The sequence below is a fragment of the Bacteroidota bacterium genome (assembly GCA_016713765.1).
GTDB lineage: Bacteria > Bacteroidota > Bacteroidia > AKYH767-A > 2013-40CM-41-45 > Pollutiaquabacter > Pollutiaquabacter aromativorans.
Genome location: JADJON010000003.1, coordinates 1,029,343 through 1,045,856, shown reverse-complemented (window position 1 = coordinate 1,045,856; position 16,514 = coordinate 1,029,343). Strand labels below are relative to the sequence as shown.

The window sequence follows — 16,514 nt, the reverse complement described above, 5'->3', positions numbered from 1 at the left end:
CACTTCATGATGAAAAAGATCATTCTCCTGGCCACGCTGTTGGCCGGCAGCGGCTTGTTCGTTGCTTACGGTTCCGGGAACAACAATCCGTCGGCCAAGGCCACAACGACCGATGCGCCCGCATTCGACTACATCGCGGATCGCTTTGCCGACATCCAGGTATTGCGTTACGAGGTGCGTGGATGGGAAACCCTCAGCCTGCAGCAAAAGAAACTGGCGTATTACCTCTATGAAGCCGGACTCAGCGGCCGCGATATTTTCTATGACCAGAAGTATCGCTATGGTCTGACCATCCGCAAGACGCTGGAAGCGATCCTGAATACCTACCAGGGCGAGCGCGCCGGCAAGGAATGGGCGGACTTTGAAACCTACGCGAAGCGCTTCTTCTTTTCGAACGGCAATCACCATCATTACGGCGCCGAGAAGATGATGCCGGGCTGCAGCCAGGCGTACTTTACCGAGCTGATCCGGAAATCAGACGTCGGGCAATTGCCCTTGGATGGCCGCGAGCCTGCAGCTTTCACCGCCTGGATCGTTCCGATCGTTTTCGATCCGAAGGTCGATGCAAAGGAAGTTGATCTGGATGCCAAAGACGTGATCGTCGCGTCCTGCAACAATTTTTATTCCGGCGTTACCCAGCAGGAAGTGGAGACCTATTACGACGGCATCAAGGAAGCCGACACCTCCAATCGTTCGCAGATCGGATTCAATACCCGTCTGGTGAAAGAGAACGGCAAACTGGTGGAACAGGTATGGAAGTCGGGTGGAATGTATGGCGCGGCCATCGACAAGATCATCTACTGGCTGGAGAAAGCGGAAGACGTTGCGGAGACGCCGGAGCAGAAGACCACCATCGCTAAGCTAATCACCTTTTATCGTTCCGGCGATCCCAAGCACTTCGATGACTACAGCATCGCCTGGGTACAGGACACCAGCGCGCGCGTAGATTTCGTGAACGGCTTCATCGAGGTGTATCAGGATGCCCTGCAGAAGAAGGGTGCATATGAAAGCATCGTATCGATCAAAGACCTGGAAGCGACGAAGCGGATCGCGGCCATTTCCCGGGAAGCGCAGTGGTTCGAAGACCATTCGCCGATCATGGATGATCACAAGAAAAAGGTCGTGACCGGCATCTCGGCCAAAGTGATCACGGTAGTGGGAGAGGTCGGCGATGCCGGCCCGGCCACGCCAATCGGGATCAACCTGCCGAACAACGAATGGATCCGGGAAGACTATGGTTCCAAATCCGTTTCGCTCGGAAATATCGTCGAGGCCTACAATTATTATCGTTCGCGGAGCCCGCTGATGGACGAATTCGGTAGTTCTCCTGAAGTGATCGAGCGCGCACGGAAGCATGCCGCCTATTCCGGCGAGTTGCATACGGATATGCACGAGGTGATCGGCCATGCTTCCGGTAAGATCAACGAAGGCGTGGGAACAACCGATCAGACGTTGAAGAACTATGCCGGCGTTCTGGAGGAAGCACGCGCCGACCTGGTCGCCTTGTATTATATCTACGATCCCAAACTGGTCGAGATCGGCGTGATGGAAAGCCTGGAAGTCGGGAAAGCCCAATACGACAATTACATCATGAACGGCCTCATGACCCAGCTCAACCGCATCGAGCCGGGGAAGAATCTTGAAGAGTCGCACATGCGGAACCGGCAGTTGATCTCGGCCTGGGCGGTCGATAAAGGTCAACAGGAGCGGGTGATCACGCGCGAAAACCGGAACGGCAAAACCTATTTTGTGATCAACGATTACGCCAAACTCCGAGGACTTTTCGGGCAATTGTTACGCGAGATCCAGCGGATTAAATCCGAAGGCGATTTCGAAGCCGGAAAGAACCTGGTAGAAACCTATGGTGTACGCATTGAACCTGCCTTGCATAATGAGGTTCTGGAACGCTACGCCAAACTGGACATCGCGCCGTATATGGGTTTTATCCAACCTAAACTTGTTCCTGTCATGGCCGGAGAAAAGATCATGGATGTCAGGGTGGAGTACTCCAAGGCTTTCCTCGACCAGATGCTGGAGTACGGGAAGCACTATTCGCTGCTGCCGGTGAAGAACTGACAGGCGTCTGACAGCAACCATAAAACCGGAATCGGTAAATTGGTGGAATGTATTGGAATGCATTCTTCCTGTCCCGTCTCCGGTTATTTTTTTTAATAGCCTGTTCATGCGTCTTCGCTCACTCGCAAGCAAGTAATCCGGATTGGCTCTTTTTCACGCGAGCTTATCAGGTCAATGCCATCATCGCTGATTCACTGTACGTCTGGGTCGGCGGCTATTCCGGCCTGGCCAGAGTCGATCGTGCTTCCGGTGCGCAGGAGTTTTACAATCCGTCGAACTCCGCCCTGCCTTCTTACCGGATCGATTGCATGGACCGCGCGGCTGATGGAACCTTCTGGATCGGAACCGACAATGGTCTTGCTGTATGGAACGGCGTAACCTGGACGATTTACGATCAACAGAATGCGCCGATACTGAACGGACAAATCATCGCTGCGGTCCTCGCCGATACAGCAGGGTCGGGCTGGGTGGCGCAGGAGTGGCTGCACTGGTACGATGGAATCCAATGGACGACATTCGACACGACCAACTCGCCCTTGCAGCCCTGGCAGGCACGTCGCTTGTACAAGGCACTGGATGGTCAATTGGTGGTTGGCTGCAGTTCCGGCGACTTATTCTTCTACAACGGTTCCAACTGGAATGTGATCAACCCTGCCGATTCGGGGTTTAATTCCAGTCTGGTGCAGGCGATCGGCCAGGCGAGTGATTCTTCGCTCTGGTTCTCCAACGCCTACGGCCTGTATCATTACCGGAACGGTTCGTATGCTTTCTACGATAATCTGAATTCCCCGATGCCGAACCAGCACGTGGAAGCCTTACGCGTCGATGCCAACGATGTGGTATGGATGGCGGTCAGTGAGTATTTCGGTCCGGCCTGTTCACCCTGTTCGGGTGGTCTGCAAAGTTTCGACGGAACCCAGTGGATGAAGTACGACACCTCCAATTCGGATATGCCGCCTTTGTCGCAGGTTGCACTCGACCTCGATGAAAGCGGTCGACCCTGGGTGGGCGGTACCGATGGCGCCATTGCGAATCTGGATGCCGGCATCGTTTATCCGCTTGAAGTAAAGAACTCCGGTCTGACGCATCCGTCGATCGCGACCTTGCTCGTTCATCCGGATGGTAAGGTCTTCACGGGTGGTGGTTATGCGGATCCGTTTCAATATTCCGGTGACCTGGTGCTTTTTGACGGAGTGCAATGGACCGGCACGGAAGGACATTTTAGTAACAATCCATTGGCGACGGCCATAGGACCCGGTGCTGAACTGTACATCAAACGTCGGGACAACCTCCACCGCCTGATCAACGGCGTATGGGATACCTTGTCCTGGCCCTTGTCGGGTGCTACGATCTATTACACGGATCTGCACGAGATGAAGATCGATCGCGCCAATAACATCTGGACCGATGTTGTCGCTTACGTCACTTCCCCGGGCGGTAGCCCGGTGTTTCATGAGGGCGTCGCACGATTCGATGGAGCAAGCTGGACGGTCTGGTGCGATACCAACTCCGCATTGCCGGACCGACCGGTTGAACATTTGTTCATCGATCGTAACGATGCGGTCTGGATGGTATCACTCGGACTGTGGCGTTACGACGGCACGAGCTGGATACAACCACCGCAGCCTCCGGGACTGAATGGCAATTCGCGACTCGCTGAGGATTCCAGCGGCGGCATCTGGGTGTCGTTGAATGACTTCGGTCTGGCGCGTTTCGACGGAACATCCTGGACAACCTACCCGAACCCGCTCGGTTTCGGTTTCGGAACCTATCAGGACCTTGCGGTCGCCGCTGATCAGTCGGTCTGGGCCGCGAGCTATTCGCATGTGGCGCGTTTCGACGGTTCGAATTGGCAGCTATTCGATGCCGCCAACAGCCCGCTGGACGTGAATTGCACCGCGGTGGAGGCGGATAAGTACGGCAATGTCTGGTTCGGGTATCCGGTCGGGCTTTTTGCTTATCGCGATGGTGGAGTAGTACTCGATGCGCCGGAAGTGCCGGCAGAACGACCGTTCAGGATCCATTATCATGCGGGTTCAAAGCACCTTTCCCTGACCTGGGATGATGATTATCTGCCGGTCAGCGCGCAGGTGATCAGCCCGGAAGGGAAAACGATAACGATTGCTTGTCCGCGAAACGACCAGGGGTTCCGGCTCGATTTTTCACGACTGGCAGCCGGAAGTTATGTGCTACGACTAATCGACCGGAATGGTCTGCCACGGATCACCCGGTTTGTCGTATTGTGAATGTGGCCTGGTTGAAGAGCGGTAAAGGCGAGTAGGAGTTAAAAGACGATCTGCATCATCACCACATCGAGGAACCGTCCGAATTTGAAACCTACTTCCTTCATGGTCCCGACTGTACTGTATCCGGCTTTTTCATGGATGCGGATGCTGGCGAGGTTGTCGCTCGAGATGCGGGAAATGACCGTGTGGTTGCCGGCTTTCCTGCCTGCTTCCGTTACCTGCTGCAAGAGCTGAAATCCCAATCCCTTTCCGCGCTGCTCCGGCGCGAGGTAGACACTGACCTCAACGGTTGAATCATACGCGCAGCGATCGCTCCAGGGACTTAGCGACGCCCATCCGGCGATCTTGCCATCGTCTTCTGCTACCAGTACCGGATGGTTGGCCTTGTGGCGGTTGAACCACTCCAGTTGTTTTTCCGGCGAACGTGGATCGGTATCGAATGTCGCCGTGGAATGCAGGACGGATTCATTGTAAATTTCCAGAATGCCTGGCTGATCCTGCAGCGTTGCCGGTCGAATGAGCATGCATCAAAGCGTAAAGCGGAAGGAAAGTGCCGCGTCCCAATAGCCGGAAAAATCCGGTACAATGTCGATGAACGGTTTGGCGTCGAGCCCGATCGTGATGGGAGCGTTTTTGAACTTGTATTCCATTCCCAGAATGAAATCCGCGCCCAGCGCCATGCGTTCGTTTCGATCTTCGTCGACGATCACGTATTTATTGCCACGCACTTTGTAATAATAGTAACGGTAACCTTCGTCGTAGAATCCGATGTGCGCGCCTCCGCCGTAGAACCAAGACAAGCCTTCCGCATTCGGAATGGCCTGGTGCTTTTCGTACAGCCCGGTGATGATCCAACTGTGATAACGAAAGCCGATGATCCCTTCGATCGCGCCGGTACCGCCGGTAAAATGCTTGATGGAAATGCCGGAGGTGACACCGGAAAGGCGAAAGCCGAGTCCGGTCTTATAGCCGCCTTGCGCGCGCCCATGAACTGTTGAGCAGAGCAGGAGGGTGGTTATGAAAACCAGTCGGAGGATACTTTTCGATTTTTTGAGTCTGGCCATGGCGTTCGTCCCTTATCTTTGTTCGACATTCAAAAATAAAGCATTGGCAGCAGCTAATCCCCTTCGTTTAACGTTTCTATTACTGATTTTATTCGCTTCATCCTGCCGTCAGGATTCGAAGTCATCTGTTAAAAAATTCACACCGGAGGAAGTTACCGCGGAGTCCGCCAAGGCGAATGCCTTCTTCGATCGTTGCTTCGATGAGATGGTCGATATGGATCCCGAACTACAAACCTACCTCGGGATCAAGCAGGATTACGGTCAGTGGACCGATCGTTCGGATTCGTTTCAGGTGAAGCGAAATGAACTTGCGCGCCGGCAGTTGGAGGAGTTGAAGAAGACGGTCGAATTCGACAAGCTGGACGATCAGGCGCGACTCAGTTACCGCTTGTTCGAACACGACACGCAGGAACTGTTCGACGCGTTTCCGTGGCGCTATCACAATTATCCGGTGAACCAGATGGACGGCGTTCAATCGGGTATTCCGGCATTCCTGATCAACATGCACCGGATCGATTCCATCGGGGACGCGGAAGCGTATGTGCAACGGTTGAAGGGAATCGGACCGTTGATGGATCAGGTCCTGGATGGATTGCGGGTACGCGACAGCCTTGGGATCATTCCTCCACGATTTGTCTATCCGATGGTCCTGAACGACTGTAACAACTTGATCAGCGGTTATCCGTTCAGCGGTAGCGGTAAATGTCCGTTGTATGAGGACTTCTCGAAAAAGCTGTCAGCGCTGAAAGGTATCGACGGTTCGAAGATCGCCCGATTGCAGGGTGAAGCTTCCCGTGCATTGGTGGAAGTCGTGAAGCCGGCGTATGAACGACTCATGGCCTATCTGAAGGAGCAGGAGAAGCGGGCCAAGGATGACGACGGCGCTTGGAAGTTCCCGAAGGGGAATGAGTTCTATCGTCATGCGCTTGAGAAAACCACGACTACGAACATGACCCCGGAGCAGGTATTCGATACGGGCCTCCGGGAAGTGAAGCGCATTCACGACGAGATGCGCAAGATCATGGAACAGGTGAAATGGCGCGACCACAATATCAGCGCTTTCTTTTCCTACCTGCGGGATGATCCCAAGTTCTATTTTCCCGACACGCGGGAGGGAAAAGAAAATTACCGCTTGTTGGCTACCGGCATCATCGATACCATGCGGCAGCACCTCGACGAATTGTTCGTTACCAAACCGAAGGCGACGATTGTCGTCAAGCCGGTAGAACCATTCCGCGAGCAGTCGGCGGGTGGCGCGTTTTACGAAGATCCTTCGGAGGACGGCAAACGTCCCGGCACCTACTACATCAACCTGTACAACATGAAGGACCAGCCGATCTACCAGGCGGAGGCGTTGGCGTATCATGAAGGCATACCGGGTCACCATATGCAGATCGCCATCGCGCAGGAGCTGAAAGGTGTTCCGAAGTTCCGCCGCCACGGCGGCAACGTCGCGTACGTGGAAGGTTGGGCGCTGTACTCGGAGTTGGTGCCGAAAGAGATCGGTTTCTACAAAGACCCGTACTCCGATTTCGGCCGTTTGTCCAATGAGGTCTTCCGCGCTGCACGGCTCGTAGTAGATGTCGGCATTCACTACAAGAAATGGACGCGCGCACAAGCGTTCGAGTACTTTTTGAAAAACACGCCGAATCCCGAAGGCGATTGCCGCAAGGAGATCGACCGGTACATCGTTTGGCCCGGACAGGCGACCGGCTACAAGATCGGCATGCTGCGTATCCTCGAATTACGCGCAATGGCACAGCGCGAACTCGGCCCGAAATTCGACCTCCGCGAGTTCCACGACGTCATTCTCACCAACGGACCGCTTCCGCTGAATATTCTGGGTGAGCAGGTGAGGGTTTGGATCGAGCAGAAAAAGAGTGAACAGTAAACAGTGAACAGTAAACAGTGAACAGTAAACAGTGAATAGTGAATCCTGCCCGCCGTAGCTTTAGCGTAGGCGGGAGCGAATTTTACCTGCCGAAGCTCTAGCGAAGGAAGGAGCGAACAGCGAACAGCGAATAGCGAATAGTTTTTTGGTAAACAGTGAATCCTGCCCGCCGGAGCTTTAGCGAAGGTGGGAGTGAATAGCGAATCCGGTCTGCTGATGAGGCGAAGAAGACCGTTCCGGTCTAGCCCCGGGTGATCTCGTCACGTATCTGGCTGATAAGCGGACGAACGTTTACATGACGAGAGAACACGGGACCGCTGGTGAGCAGCGTGAGGGCGTTGCGCTCCCAAAATCCTTCCTTCCTTCGCTAAATATTTTGCCAGTATATTTTGCCTGTATCAATTTGTTCCTCGCTCCTCGCTCCTCGCTCCTCGCTCCTCGCTCCTCGCTCCTCGCTCCTCGCTCCTCGCACCTCGCATCTCGCATCTCATCCCACACCCCTCGTCCCTCGTCCCTCATTCCGCCATCAACTCATCCACCGTTGCCTGTGTAATGAAATGATAGTTCGGTCGGGCGGCGGCGTAGATTTTTTTTGCTTCGATCTTTCCTTCGGGAGTTTGCAGCAGTGCCTGGAAGAGTGGCTTGACGTATTTCCTGCGGCCGACTTCGTTGAGGAAAGCTTCCAGTGCCGGATAGATTGCGGTGTAGCGATCACGGATGCAGTATTCCATCCAGCTGAACAGGATCTCGTTGTTGCCCGTCCGGGAGAACCCGAACGTCTGGTCGAGGTAGCGTAGATCGTCGTGCGGAAGACTGTCGGGCAGGGAGCGGAGGAAGTGCACCCATTCGAACGCGCTCCAGCCGTTGGTGGCTTCCGTTGTCGGCGCAACGCCGCCTTTCCAGTCGGCTATCACTTTTTCAACTTTGCTGAAGCGTTCCGATTCGATGCGCAGCATATTCGCCGGCAGGCCGGGCTGGTAAACCCATGCCTCGATCTTCAGCGAGTCCCAGCCGTTGGGATCATTGGCAAACAAGCCCGCGCGCAGTTCTTCGAGGAATGCCTCGGTGTTCATCGTGCTGAACGCGTGTTTGCGGAAGTAATCGTTGAGGAAGCGGTCCCACTTTTCCCGGCCGGTGTATTGTTCGATCACCAGCAGGAGGTTGTTGCCTTTTTCATAGGCGATATCGCTCACGCCTTCGTCGGGGTCGCGGCCTTTGAGATCCAGTTTGAGTCGGGTATCCGGATTGGATGCGCCGAGGTCTTTGACGGTTTCGAGCAGGTCGTCTTGTCCGAGCCGTCGTTGCATGTCGGCGAAATCTTTTCCGTACAAGGCTTCCATGATCCGGTTCTCGAAATACACCGTGAAGCCTTCGTTGAGCCAGAAGTCGTTCCAGGTCGCGTTCGTCACCAGGTTGCCGCTCCACGAGTGGGCCAGCTCGTGCGCCACCAGCGTGGTGAGGGACTTATCGCCGGCGATGATGGTCGGCGTGGCAAAGGTGACGCGCGGATTTTCCATGCCGCCGAAGGGGAAGGAGGGCGGCAGGATGATGAGGTCGTAACGTCCCCAGGCATACGGTCCGTACAATTGCTCGGCGGCCGTGATCATCTTCGGCAGGTCGGTGAATTCGTCGGCGGCCATCGGCAGGGTGGCGGGCTCGGCGTAAACACCGGAACGATCGTCGTAGCGGTGGTAGTCGAAATCACCGACCGCCAGCGCGAGCAGGTAAGCGGGGATCGCCTGCTCCATCTTGAATCGGTACACACCGTCTTTCGATCGGGCAGTCGGGTTTTCGGCGCTCATCACGGCCATCAGCCCGTCGGGTACATGCAGGGTCGCGTCGTAGGTGAAACGGATGCCCGGACTATCCTGTACCGGCGCCCAGGTGCGAGCGAGGATCGCCTGCGACTGGGTAAACAGGAAAGGGTACTTTTTTCCGGCGGTCTGCTGCGGACTCAACCACTGCAGCGCTGCAGCTTGTGGGGATGTCGAATAGCGGATCGAGACGGAATGCTTACCGGTGGTTACCGGTACGCGCAAGGCTTGTCCGAGGTATTCGACGGAATCGCCGAGCTGGAAATCCTGAACGGGTTGTCCGTCAACGGCGACCGATGCAATGTGGAGGTCGCGCGTATCGAAGATGACACTGGTACTGCCCGGCTGGACGTCCACGGAGCAGGTAGCGGTGCCCTCCAGGACCTGGCGTTTGAAGTCGACCGTGAGGTCGAGGCTCAGGTGGGTCATCCGGGCGGAATCGGGTTGTGCGAAGGTGTGCGGATCTTGAGTAGTCATGAACGTTTTTTCATGGTTGGCCTCTTTTTTGGAAGCGCAGGCTGCAAAAAGCGCAGAAAAGATCCAGGGGGCCAGTCGTTTGATCATGCCGTAAAAATAGCAATCCGGCGGAAGGCGGCCCCTTCCGGGTAAATTGGCTAACTTTGTTTAACGAAAAACCGATCATGAAACGAATCATCACCCTGCTCCTGCTGGTCGTCACGACTTTGGCGGTCAGCGCACAGAAACAGTCCGAACCGAAATCGTTCGGCGAAAAGATCACGGCCGACAATGCCATGGAGGCATCCAAGCTGCCGGAGCTCCTGAAAGGAAAAGAAAACGTCCAGGCGAAAATCACCGGAACGGTCAACGAAGTCTGCCAGAAGAAAGGCTGCTGGGCGAAGATGGACGTCGGCAATGGCGAAACGATGATGATCCGTTTCAAAGACTACGGCTTCTTCCTGCCGAAGGATTGCGCGGGCAAGAAACTGGTGTTGAACGGCGTCGCTACCTACGAGGTCACGACGGTGGAAGAACTTCGCCACTATGCCCAGGACGCGGGTAAGTCGAAAGAAGAAATCGAAAAGATCACGGAAGAAGAGAAATCACTTTCGTTCGAAGCCGACGGCGTATTGCTCTATGAATAAGCACTGGATCTCTTCCCTCGTTGTCGCATCGGTCGTCTTGCTGGCGTCCTGGATGACGCCCCAGGAACCGGTGCAGGATCGCAATCCGAACGGATCGAGCGAGCTTTCCCTGCTCATGCGCCGCATGGAGAAGCAACTCGTGGACGCGCGCCCCGGTGTGCTGGAAGGGAAACTCAACGACCGCAACTATCCGACGGAGATCGACAAGATCAACACCGCCAAGCCGACCGACGCGGAGACCAAGACCGAAGCCTTTCCGGTGTTCGCCGACATTTATCTGAAGTCCGTAAAGTCCTTCCTCGCCAGCAAGCCGGAAGAACTCACGGAGAACTACAACAACGTCGTCAATACCTGTCTGGCCTGTCATTCGCAACATTGTCCGGGGCCGGTGAGCCGGATCCGGAAGTTGGCGATTAAGGAGTGAACAGTGAATAGTGAACAGTGAACAGTAAACAGTGAACAGTAAACAGTGAATAGTAAGGCAACAATAAAAAAGCCCCGCATGCGGGGCTTTTTTATTGGCTTTAAATTCTATAGCAATTCAAGTGTACTAGTTAGTATTTAATCTGACAGATAAGGGTTATCTTTAGGATACGAAACATAACAATAACCCCTAAACTGTCAGACAATGAATACAGAAGCTAAGTTAATCAAAACCAAGTTAGGCTTGTTGAAGTTAGCCGAACAATTGGGTAATGTATCCCAGGCGTGCAAAGTGATGGGCTATTCACGGGATAGTTTCTATCGGATCAAAGAGTTGTACGATACCGGTGGGGAGACGGCTCTGCAGGAGATCAGTCGGAAGAAGCCGATACTGGCCAATCGGATGGATATAGCCTGGGAGAACGCCATCGTACAGATGGCCACCGACTATCCGGCCTACGGTCAGCTTCGTGCATCGAACGAGTTGCGTAAGAAGGGGATTTCTGTTTCACCGGCCGGGGTACGGTATATCTGGATGCGGCATGATCTGGAGACCTTTGCCAAGCGTCTGAGCGCTTTGGAGGCGAAAGTGGCTCAAGACGGACTGATTCTCACCGAAGCGCAACTGGTTGCCATGGAAAAGAAACGGGAACAGCAGGAAGCCATTGGCGAGATTGAAACCGAACACCCCGGTTACCTTGGAGCCCAGGACACGTATTATGTGGGCAATATCAAGGGTGTAGGCCGGATTTACCAGCAAACCTTCATCGACACCTACAGCAAAGTAGCCTTTGCCAAATTGTATGACCGTAAGAACGCCTTGACGGCAGCCGATATGCTCAACGACAAGGTGCTACCATTCTTTGAGGAGCATGGCTTGCCGCTGCTTCGGGTACTCACAGACCGGGGTACAGAGTACAACGGCAAGCGGGAGAGTCATGAGTACAGTCTTTATCTGACACTGGAGGATATCGATCATAGCCGTACCAAGGCCCGGCATCCTCAAACCAACGGCATCTGCGAACGCTTCCATCGGACAATCCAGAACGAGTTTTATGCGGTTGCCTTCCGAAAAAAGGTCTTTGGATCGCTGGAGGAATTACAGAAGGATCTGGATCAGTGGATAGAAGAGTACAACTGTGAAAGGACACACACCGGAAAATACTGCTTTGGTAAAACACCAATGGAGACATTCCTGGACAGCATACCCTTGGCGCAAAGTAAAATGCTCGATAAATTAGCAACCGGTTAAAAGTTATTCCGGGCGACGGATCCTTAAAAATCCGTCAGACCGGAAATAACTTTTAACCAACCCTGTCTGTCAGGTGAAGTTCTAACTATTACAATTCAAGCGTCTAACGCTTCTACTTCACAATCCAATCTCAATAAACTAATCGCTATTGGCTTCCGCCTACGCTAAAGCTTCGGCGGGCAGGATTCACTGCTCACTAACCAATTCTTCTCCGAACTACCATCGCCCACCCAGGCATGCCTGGGCAGGCTACAATCATAAAAGAAAACTACTCACTCCTACCTATGTTAAAGCTCCGACAGGCAGGATTCGCTATTTAATTTTTACTATTCGCTATTCGCTATTGGCTATTCGCCACTATTCGCTCCTGCCTACGCTAAAGCTTCGGCAGGTAAAATTCACTCCCGCCTACGCTAAAGCTTCGGCGGGCAGGATTCACTATTCACTATTCACTGTTCACTGTTCACTGTTTACTGTTCACTAAGATCACTCCTTCGTCAACGACGCCCGCACATACTCCCGGTTCATCCGGGCGATGTGGCTGATGGAAATGCCTTTCGGACATTCCGCTTCGCAGGCGCCGGTGTTGGTGCAGCTGCCGAAGCCGGATTCGTCGTGGGCGATGATCATCTTCAGCACGCGTTCGCGGCGCTCGGGTTCGCCTTGCGGCAGCAGCGCGAGGTGGGAGACTTTTGCGGAGAGGAACAGCATGCCGGAAGCGTTCTTGCAGGAGGCCACGCAGGCGCCGCAGCCGATGCAGGCGGCCGCGTCGAAGGCTTCGTCCGACTTCGCCTTCTCGATCGGAATCGCGTTGGCGTCGGGAGCATTGCCGGTATTGGCGGAGATATAACCGCCGGCGGCGATGATCTTATCGAAGGCGGTGCGGTCGACCACCAGGTCCTTGATGACCGGGAACGCCTCGGCGCGCCAGGGTTCGATGGTGACCGTTTCTCCGTCGGAGAAGTGGCGCATGTGGAGCTGGCAGGTCGTGGTGCCCTTCAGCGGTCCGTGTGCACGGCCGTTGATGTACATCGAGCACATGCCGCAGATGCCTTCGCGGCAATCGTGGTCGAACGCGACCGGATCTTTTCCTTCCCGGATGAGGCGGTCGTTCAACACGTCCATCATCTCGAGAAACGACATGTGCGTACTCACGCCCGGCATGTCGTAAAGTTCGAAGGTTCCGCGGTCAGAATGGTTCTTCTGACGCCAGATCTTCAGTTTGAGGTTGATGGTTTCTGCCATATGTTGGTTTATTTAGTCAGGTTCGAGCGGAGCGAATAGCGAATAGCGAACAGCGAATAGTATTTGGGATCGCAGTTGCTGCGGTTCGATCCGATTATTATCTCAGCTTATGTTGAGGGTCTATTTTAAGTTGCATGACGTGGATCATCTTGCTGATTTCGTCACTCTCGACCATTAGTCGTTGGGCGGAGAGATCAGGAATGAAATCCAATCGTCGGGATATTTCCAAGTGCGTATAGAGTTCGGCGAGTGATCCTCGGGAGATATCGAGGAAGTGGTGAAAGCTTCTGCTGGTTTTCCGGCTCCAGCCTTCAGCGATATTTGCTGCTGGTGAAACCCCTGCTCTGCGTATCTGACTGGTTAGTCCGAAGAGTTCAGATTTTGGGAAGGTAGCAGTTGCCTGATAGATCTCGATCGATAAGTCAACGGATCGGTTCCAGATTTGGAGGTCTTTGAAGCTTTGTATCATCTTTTTCAAAGATTCCAACCGCCCACCCATTTTCACAACGCCATAGATGCTGTTTCTTTTATTAGAATTAATAATGGATTCTATTTCTACCACTCCCACCTAAGCAAAAGCATCGGTGGACAAGATTCACTTTTTACTATTTGTTCCTGCCTACGCAAAAGCTTCGGCAGGTAAAATTCACTATTCACTTTTTACTATTCGCTGTTCGCTATTCGCTATTCGCTCCTGCCTACGCTAAAGCTTCGGCAGGTAAAATTCGCTCCCGCCTACGCTAAAGCTTCGGCGGACAGGATTCACTATTTACTTATACGACCGCTGCGTCGGTTTCACGATCTCGAAGGTCAGTTCCTCTTTGTGGAGGGTGGGAGCGGAGTCGCCGGTGTATTCCCAGGCGGCTACGAAGCTGAAGTTCTCGTCGTCGCGTTTCGCTTCGCCGTCTTCGGTCTGTGACTCTTCGCGGAAATGTCCGCCGCAGGATTCCTTGCGGTACAGCGCGTCCTGCACCATCAGCTCGCCCAGCTCGATGAAATCGGCCACGCGGCCGGCCTTGTCGAGTTCGGGGTTGAATTCGTTGATCGCGCCCGGGATGCGGACGTCGCTCCAGAATTCGCTCTTCAGCTCGCGAATCATGCCCAGCGCCTTGTTCAGGCCCTGTTCGTTACGCGCCATGCCGCAGTAGTCCCACATGATCTTGCCGAGCTTCTTGTGGAGGTCTTCCACCGTCTGCTTGCCTTTCACGTTCATGAGGCGTTCGATGCGGTCGCGTACTTCCTTCTCGGCCGCTTCGAAAGCGGGGTGGGAGGTGGCGATGGCGGGTGTGCGGATATCGTCGGCGAGGTATTCGCCGAGGGTGTAAGGGATCACGAAGTAACCGTCGGCCAGGCCCTGCATCAACGCCGAGGCGCCGAGGCGGTTCGCGCCGTGGTCGGAGAAGTTGGCCTCGCCCAGCGCGTAAAGTCCGGGCACGGTGGTCATCAGGTTGTAGTCGACCCACAGGCCGCCCATCGTATAGTGCACGGCCGGATAGATGCGCATTGGTGTCTTGTACGGATCCTCGCCCGTGATCTTCTCGTACATCTCGAACAGGTTGCCGTAGCGTTCGCTGATCACATGGTGGCCCAGCCGTTTGATCGAATCGCGGAAGTCGAGGTACACGGCAAGGCCGGAAGCGCCCACCCCGCGGCCTTCGTCGCAGGCCTGCTTGGCCGCACGGGAGGCAACGTCGCGCGGCACGAGGTTACCGAACGACGGATAGCGGCGCTCGAGGTAATAGTCGCGCTCTTCGTCGGGAATGTCTTCGGGCTTTCGCTTGTCGCCGACGGCCTTGGGGACCCACACGCGACCGTCGTTGCGCAGACTCTCCGACATCAGCGTCAGCTTCGACTGGTACTCGCCGGAAACGGGGATACAGGTCGGGTGGATCTGGGTGAAACAGGGATTGCCGAAGAAGGCGCCTTTCTTGTAGGCTTTCCAGGCAGCGGTGACGTTGCTGCCCATGGCGTTGGTAGAGAGGTAGAAGACGTTGCCGTAGCCGCCGGTGCAGAGCAACACGGCATGGCCGAAGTGACGTTCCAGTTCGCCGGTCACCAGGTTGCGGGCGATGATGCCGCGGGCCTTGCCGTCGATCACCACCACTTCGAGCATCTCGTGACGGGAGTACATCTTCACCGCGCCTTTGGCCACCTGGCGCTCCAGGGCGCTGTAGGCGCCGAGCAGCAACTGCTGTCCGGTCTGTCCGCGGGCGTAGAACGTACGCGACACCTGCACGCCGCCGAAGGAGCGGTTGTCGAGCAGGCCGCCGTATTCACGGGCGAAGGGGACACCCTGGGCCACGCACTGGTCGATGATCGCCGTGCTGACCTCGGCGAGGCGGTGGACGTTGGCTTCGCGGGCGCGGTAGTCGCCGCCCTTCACGGTGTCGTAGAAGAGACGGTGTACGCTGTCGCCGTCGTTGGCGTAGTTCTTGGCCGCGTTGATGCCGCCCTGAGCCGCGATCGAGTGCGCGCGACGCGGGGAATCCTGAAAGCAGAACGCCTTGACGTTATAACCCAGTTCGGCGAGCGCGGCGGCGGCAGAAGCGCCTGCCAGTCCGGTGCCGACGACGATCACGTCGAGGCGGCGCTTGTTGGCGGGGCTGACGAGGCGAACGGAGGATTTAAGGTTGGTCCATTTATCGGCCATCGGACCCGTCGGGATCCTGGAATTCAGTTTAGGAGAAGAGGCCATAGGGTGGGGTACAGCTTACGGATGAAGGATTAGATACCGGCGTTGAGAATGTTCGAAGCGACACCGAAGATGTCGAAGTAGAACATGATCGGGAACGAAGCGAAACCGATCATGATCAGCATGGCGAAGACGGTGCCGGCGGTCTTCAGGCCTTTGGCGTATTTGTGGTTGTTCCAGCCGAGCGTCTGGAAGGCCGACTGAAAGCCGTGGTTCAGGTGGGCGCCGAGGAGTACCATCGCGACCACATACAGGGCGCTGTAGATATTCGACTGGAAAGCCGACGCCACATCGTGCGCCATGGACGTTTCCGCGCCGAGGAAGCGATGTTCGACAAAGAAGGTTTTCAGGTGAACGACGAGGAAGATGAAGACGACCGAGCCGGTCAGGCCCATGTTGCGGGAGAACCAACTGCTGTTGCCGGAGGAATGGCTCACGGCGTAACGCACCGGGCGGGCCTTGCGGTTGGAGAGGGTCAGGTACAAGCCGTCGAGGATATGCAGGATGATCGCGCCGAATAAGGCGAACTCAACCGTCCGGATCACGATGTTGCCCACGAGGAACTCGCCGTACTCGTTAAAGGCCTTGCCGCCGTCCATCTTGTACAATTGCAGGTTGCCGTACAGATGTTCCAGCAGGAACAGGCAAAGGAAGAGTCCGGTCAACGCCATCAACAATTTGCGGCCCACCGAAGAATAAAACATGCGT

General features: G+C 55.2%; 13 protein-coding genes. 6 read left to right on the top strand and 7 right to left on the bottom strand.

Going from position 1 to position 16,514, the window contains the following annotated elements; translation table 11 throughout:
- Window positions 1-6: 6 nt before the first annotated feature.
- Together IPJ96_15240 and IPJ96_15235 are read left to right on the top strand one after the other, a co-directional pair.
- Window positions 7-2,076 carry a dihydrofolate reductase gene (locus IPJ96_15240; GenBank protein ID MBK7911671.1) on the top strand — a complete coding sequence of 690 codons (2,070 nt, stop codon included), beginning with the start codon at window positions 7-9 and terminating at the stop codon, window positions 2,074-2,076.
- Window positions 2,077-2,123: 47 nt separating this feature from the next.
- A complete protein-coding gene (locus tag IPJ96_15235) occupies window positions 2,124-4,322 on the top strand; it encodes a hypothetical protein (GenBank protein MBK7911670.1) in 2,199 nt (732 codons plus the stop codon).
- A 38-nt stretch (window positions 4,323-4,360) separates the two neighbouring features.
- On the opposite strand, the gene IPJ96_15230 is transcribed toward IPJ96_15235, so the two are convergent.
- A complete protein-coding gene (locus IPJ96_15230) occupies window positions 4,361-4,846 on the bottom strand; it encodes an N-acetyltransferase (protein MBK7911669.1) in 486 nt (161 codons plus the stop codon).
- Between the two features lie 3 nt (window positions 4,847-4,849).
- Entirely contained in the window at window positions 4,850-5,386 is a 537-nt protein-coding gene (locus IPJ96_15225; GenBank protein ID MBK7911668.1) for a hypothetical protein, read from the bottom strand.
- Between IPJ96_15225 and IPJ96_15220 the strand changes: the two genes are divergently transcribed.
- A complete protein-coding gene (locus IPJ96_15220; protein ID MBK7911667.1) occupies window positions 5,385-7,277 on the top strand; it encodes a DUF885 domain-containing protein in 1,893 nt (630 codons plus the stop codon). The genes IPJ96_15225 and IPJ96_15220 overlap by 2 nt on opposite strands.
- A 515-nt stretch (window positions 7,278-7,792) precedes the next feature.
- Here IPJ96_15220 and IPJ96_15215 read toward each other — a convergent pair.
- Complete coding sequence (locus IPJ96_15215; GenBank protein ID MBK7911666.1) at window positions 7,793-9,655, bottom strand: M1 family metallopeptidase; 1,863 nt, start codon at window positions 9,653-9,655, stop codon at window positions 7,793-7,795.
- Window positions 9,656-9,732: 77 nt separating this feature from the next.
- Here IPJ96_15215 and IPJ96_15210 point away from each other — a divergent pair, with 77 nt between their 5' ends.
- From IPJ96_15210 to IPJ96_15200, 3 genes are all read left to right on the top strand, one after another.
- Complete coding sequence (locus tag IPJ96_15210) at window positions 9,733-10,194, top strand: DUF4920 domain-containing protein (protein ID MBK7911665.1); 462 nt, start codon at window positions 9,733-9,735, stop codon at window positions 10,192-10,194.
- Window positions 10,187-10,618: a hypothetical protein gene (locus IPJ96_15205; GenBank protein MBK7911664.1), complete on the top strand. Its 432-nt coding sequence runs from the start codon at window positions 10,187-10,189 to the stop codon at window positions 10,616-10,618. Before IPJ96_15210 ends, IPJ96_15205 begins: the two co-directional genes overlap by 8 nt.
- Window positions 10,619-10,822: 204 nt before the next feature.
- Window positions 10,823-11,869 carry an IS481 family transposase gene (locus tag IPJ96_15200; GenBank protein MBK7911663.1) on the top strand — a complete coding sequence of 349 codons (1,047 nt, stop codon included), beginning with the start codon at window positions 10,823-10,825 and terminating at the stop codon, window positions 11,867-11,869.
- A 486-nt stretch (window positions 11,870-12,355) separates the two neighbouring features.
- Here IPJ96_15200 and IPJ96_15195 read toward each other — a convergent pair whose 3' ends face one another.
- The 4 genes from IPJ96_15195 to IPJ96_15180 form a co-directional block, all read right to left on the bottom strand.
- Entirely contained in the window at window positions 12,356-13,114 is a 759-nt protein-coding gene (locus tag IPJ96_15195; GenBank protein ID MBK7911662.1) for a succinate dehydrogenase/fumarate reductase iron-sulfur subunit, read from the bottom strand.
- Window positions 13,115-13,211: 97 nt separating this feature from the next.
- Window positions 13,212-13,583 carry a four helix bundle protein gene (locus tag IPJ96_15190; protein ID MBK7911661.1) on the bottom strand — a complete coding sequence of 124 codons (372 nt, stop codon included), beginning with the start codon at window positions 13,581-13,583 and terminating at the stop codon, window positions 13,212-13,214.
- Window positions 13,584-13,883: 300 nt separating this feature from the next.
- Window positions 13,884-15,809 carry a fumarate reductase/succinate dehydrogenase flavoprotein subunit gene (locus IPJ96_15185; GenBank protein MBK7911660.1) on the bottom strand — a complete coding sequence of 642 codons (1,926 nt, stop codon included), beginning with the start codon at window positions 15,807-15,809 and terminating at the stop codon, window positions 13,884-13,886.
- A gap of 29 nt (window positions 15,810-15,838) precedes the next feature.
- Window positions 15,839-16,510, bottom strand: coding sequence for a succinate dehydrogenase cytochrome b subunit (locus IPJ96_15180; protein MBK7911659.1), 672 nt, complete (start codon window positions 16,508-16,510; stop codon window positions 15,839-15,841).
- Window positions 16,511-16,514: the final 4 nt, after the last annotated feature.

Bases quoted from the DNA above. Each gene is read 5' to 3' on its own strand.
- IPJ96_15225 (MBK7911668.1), bottom strand. From the start codon at position 5,386: ATGGCCAGACTCAAAAAATCGAAAAGTATCCTCCGACTGGTTTTCATA.
- IPJ96_15195 (MBK7911662.1), bottom strand. From the start codon at position 13,114: ATGGCAGAAACCATCAACCTCAAACTGAAGATCTGGCGTCAGAAGAAC.
- IPJ96_15220 (MBK7911667.1), top strand. From the start codon at position 5,385: ATGGCGTTCGTCCCTTATCTTTGTTCGACATTCAAAAATAAAGCATTG.
- IPJ96_15230 (MBK7911669.1), bottom strand. From the start codon at position 4,846: ATGCTCATTCGACCGGCAACGCTGCAGGATCAGCCAGGCATTCTGGAA.
- IPJ96_15240 (MBK7911671.1), top strand. From the start codon at position 7: ATGATGAAAAAGATCATTCTCCTGGCCACGCTGTTGGCCGGCAGCGGC.
- IPJ96_15200 (MBK7911663.1), top strand. From the start codon at position 10,823: ATGAATACAGAAGCTAAGTTAATCAAAACCAAGTTAGGCTTGTTGAAG.
- IPJ96_15180 (MBK7911659.1), bottom strand. From the start codon at position 16,510: ATGTTTTATTCTTCGGTGGGCCGCAAATTGTTGATGGCGTTGACCGGA.
- IPJ96_15235 (MBK7911670.1), top strand. From the start codon at position 2,124: ATGTATTGGAATGCATTCTTCCTGTCCCGTCTCCGGTTATTTTTTTTA.
- IPJ96_15215 (MBK7911666.1), bottom strand. From the start codon at position 9,655: ATGATCAAACGACTGGCCCCCTGGATCTTTTCTGCGCTTTTTGCAGCC.
- IPJ96_15185 (MBK7911660.1), bottom strand. From the start codon at position 15,809: ATGGCCTCTTCTCCTAAACTGAATTCCAGGATCCCGACGGGTCCGATG.
- IPJ96_15210 (MBK7911665.1), top strand. From the start codon at position 9,733: ATGAAACGAATCATCACCCTGCTCCTGCTGGTCGTCACGACTTTGGCG.
- IPJ96_15205 (MBK7911664.1), top strand. From the start codon at position 10,187: ATGAATAAGCACTGGATCTCTTCCCTCGTTGTCGCATCGGTCGTCTTG.
- IPJ96_15190 (MBK7911661.1), bottom strand. From the start codon at position 13,583: ATGATACAAAGCTTCAAAGACCTCCAAATCTGGAACCGATCCGTTGAC.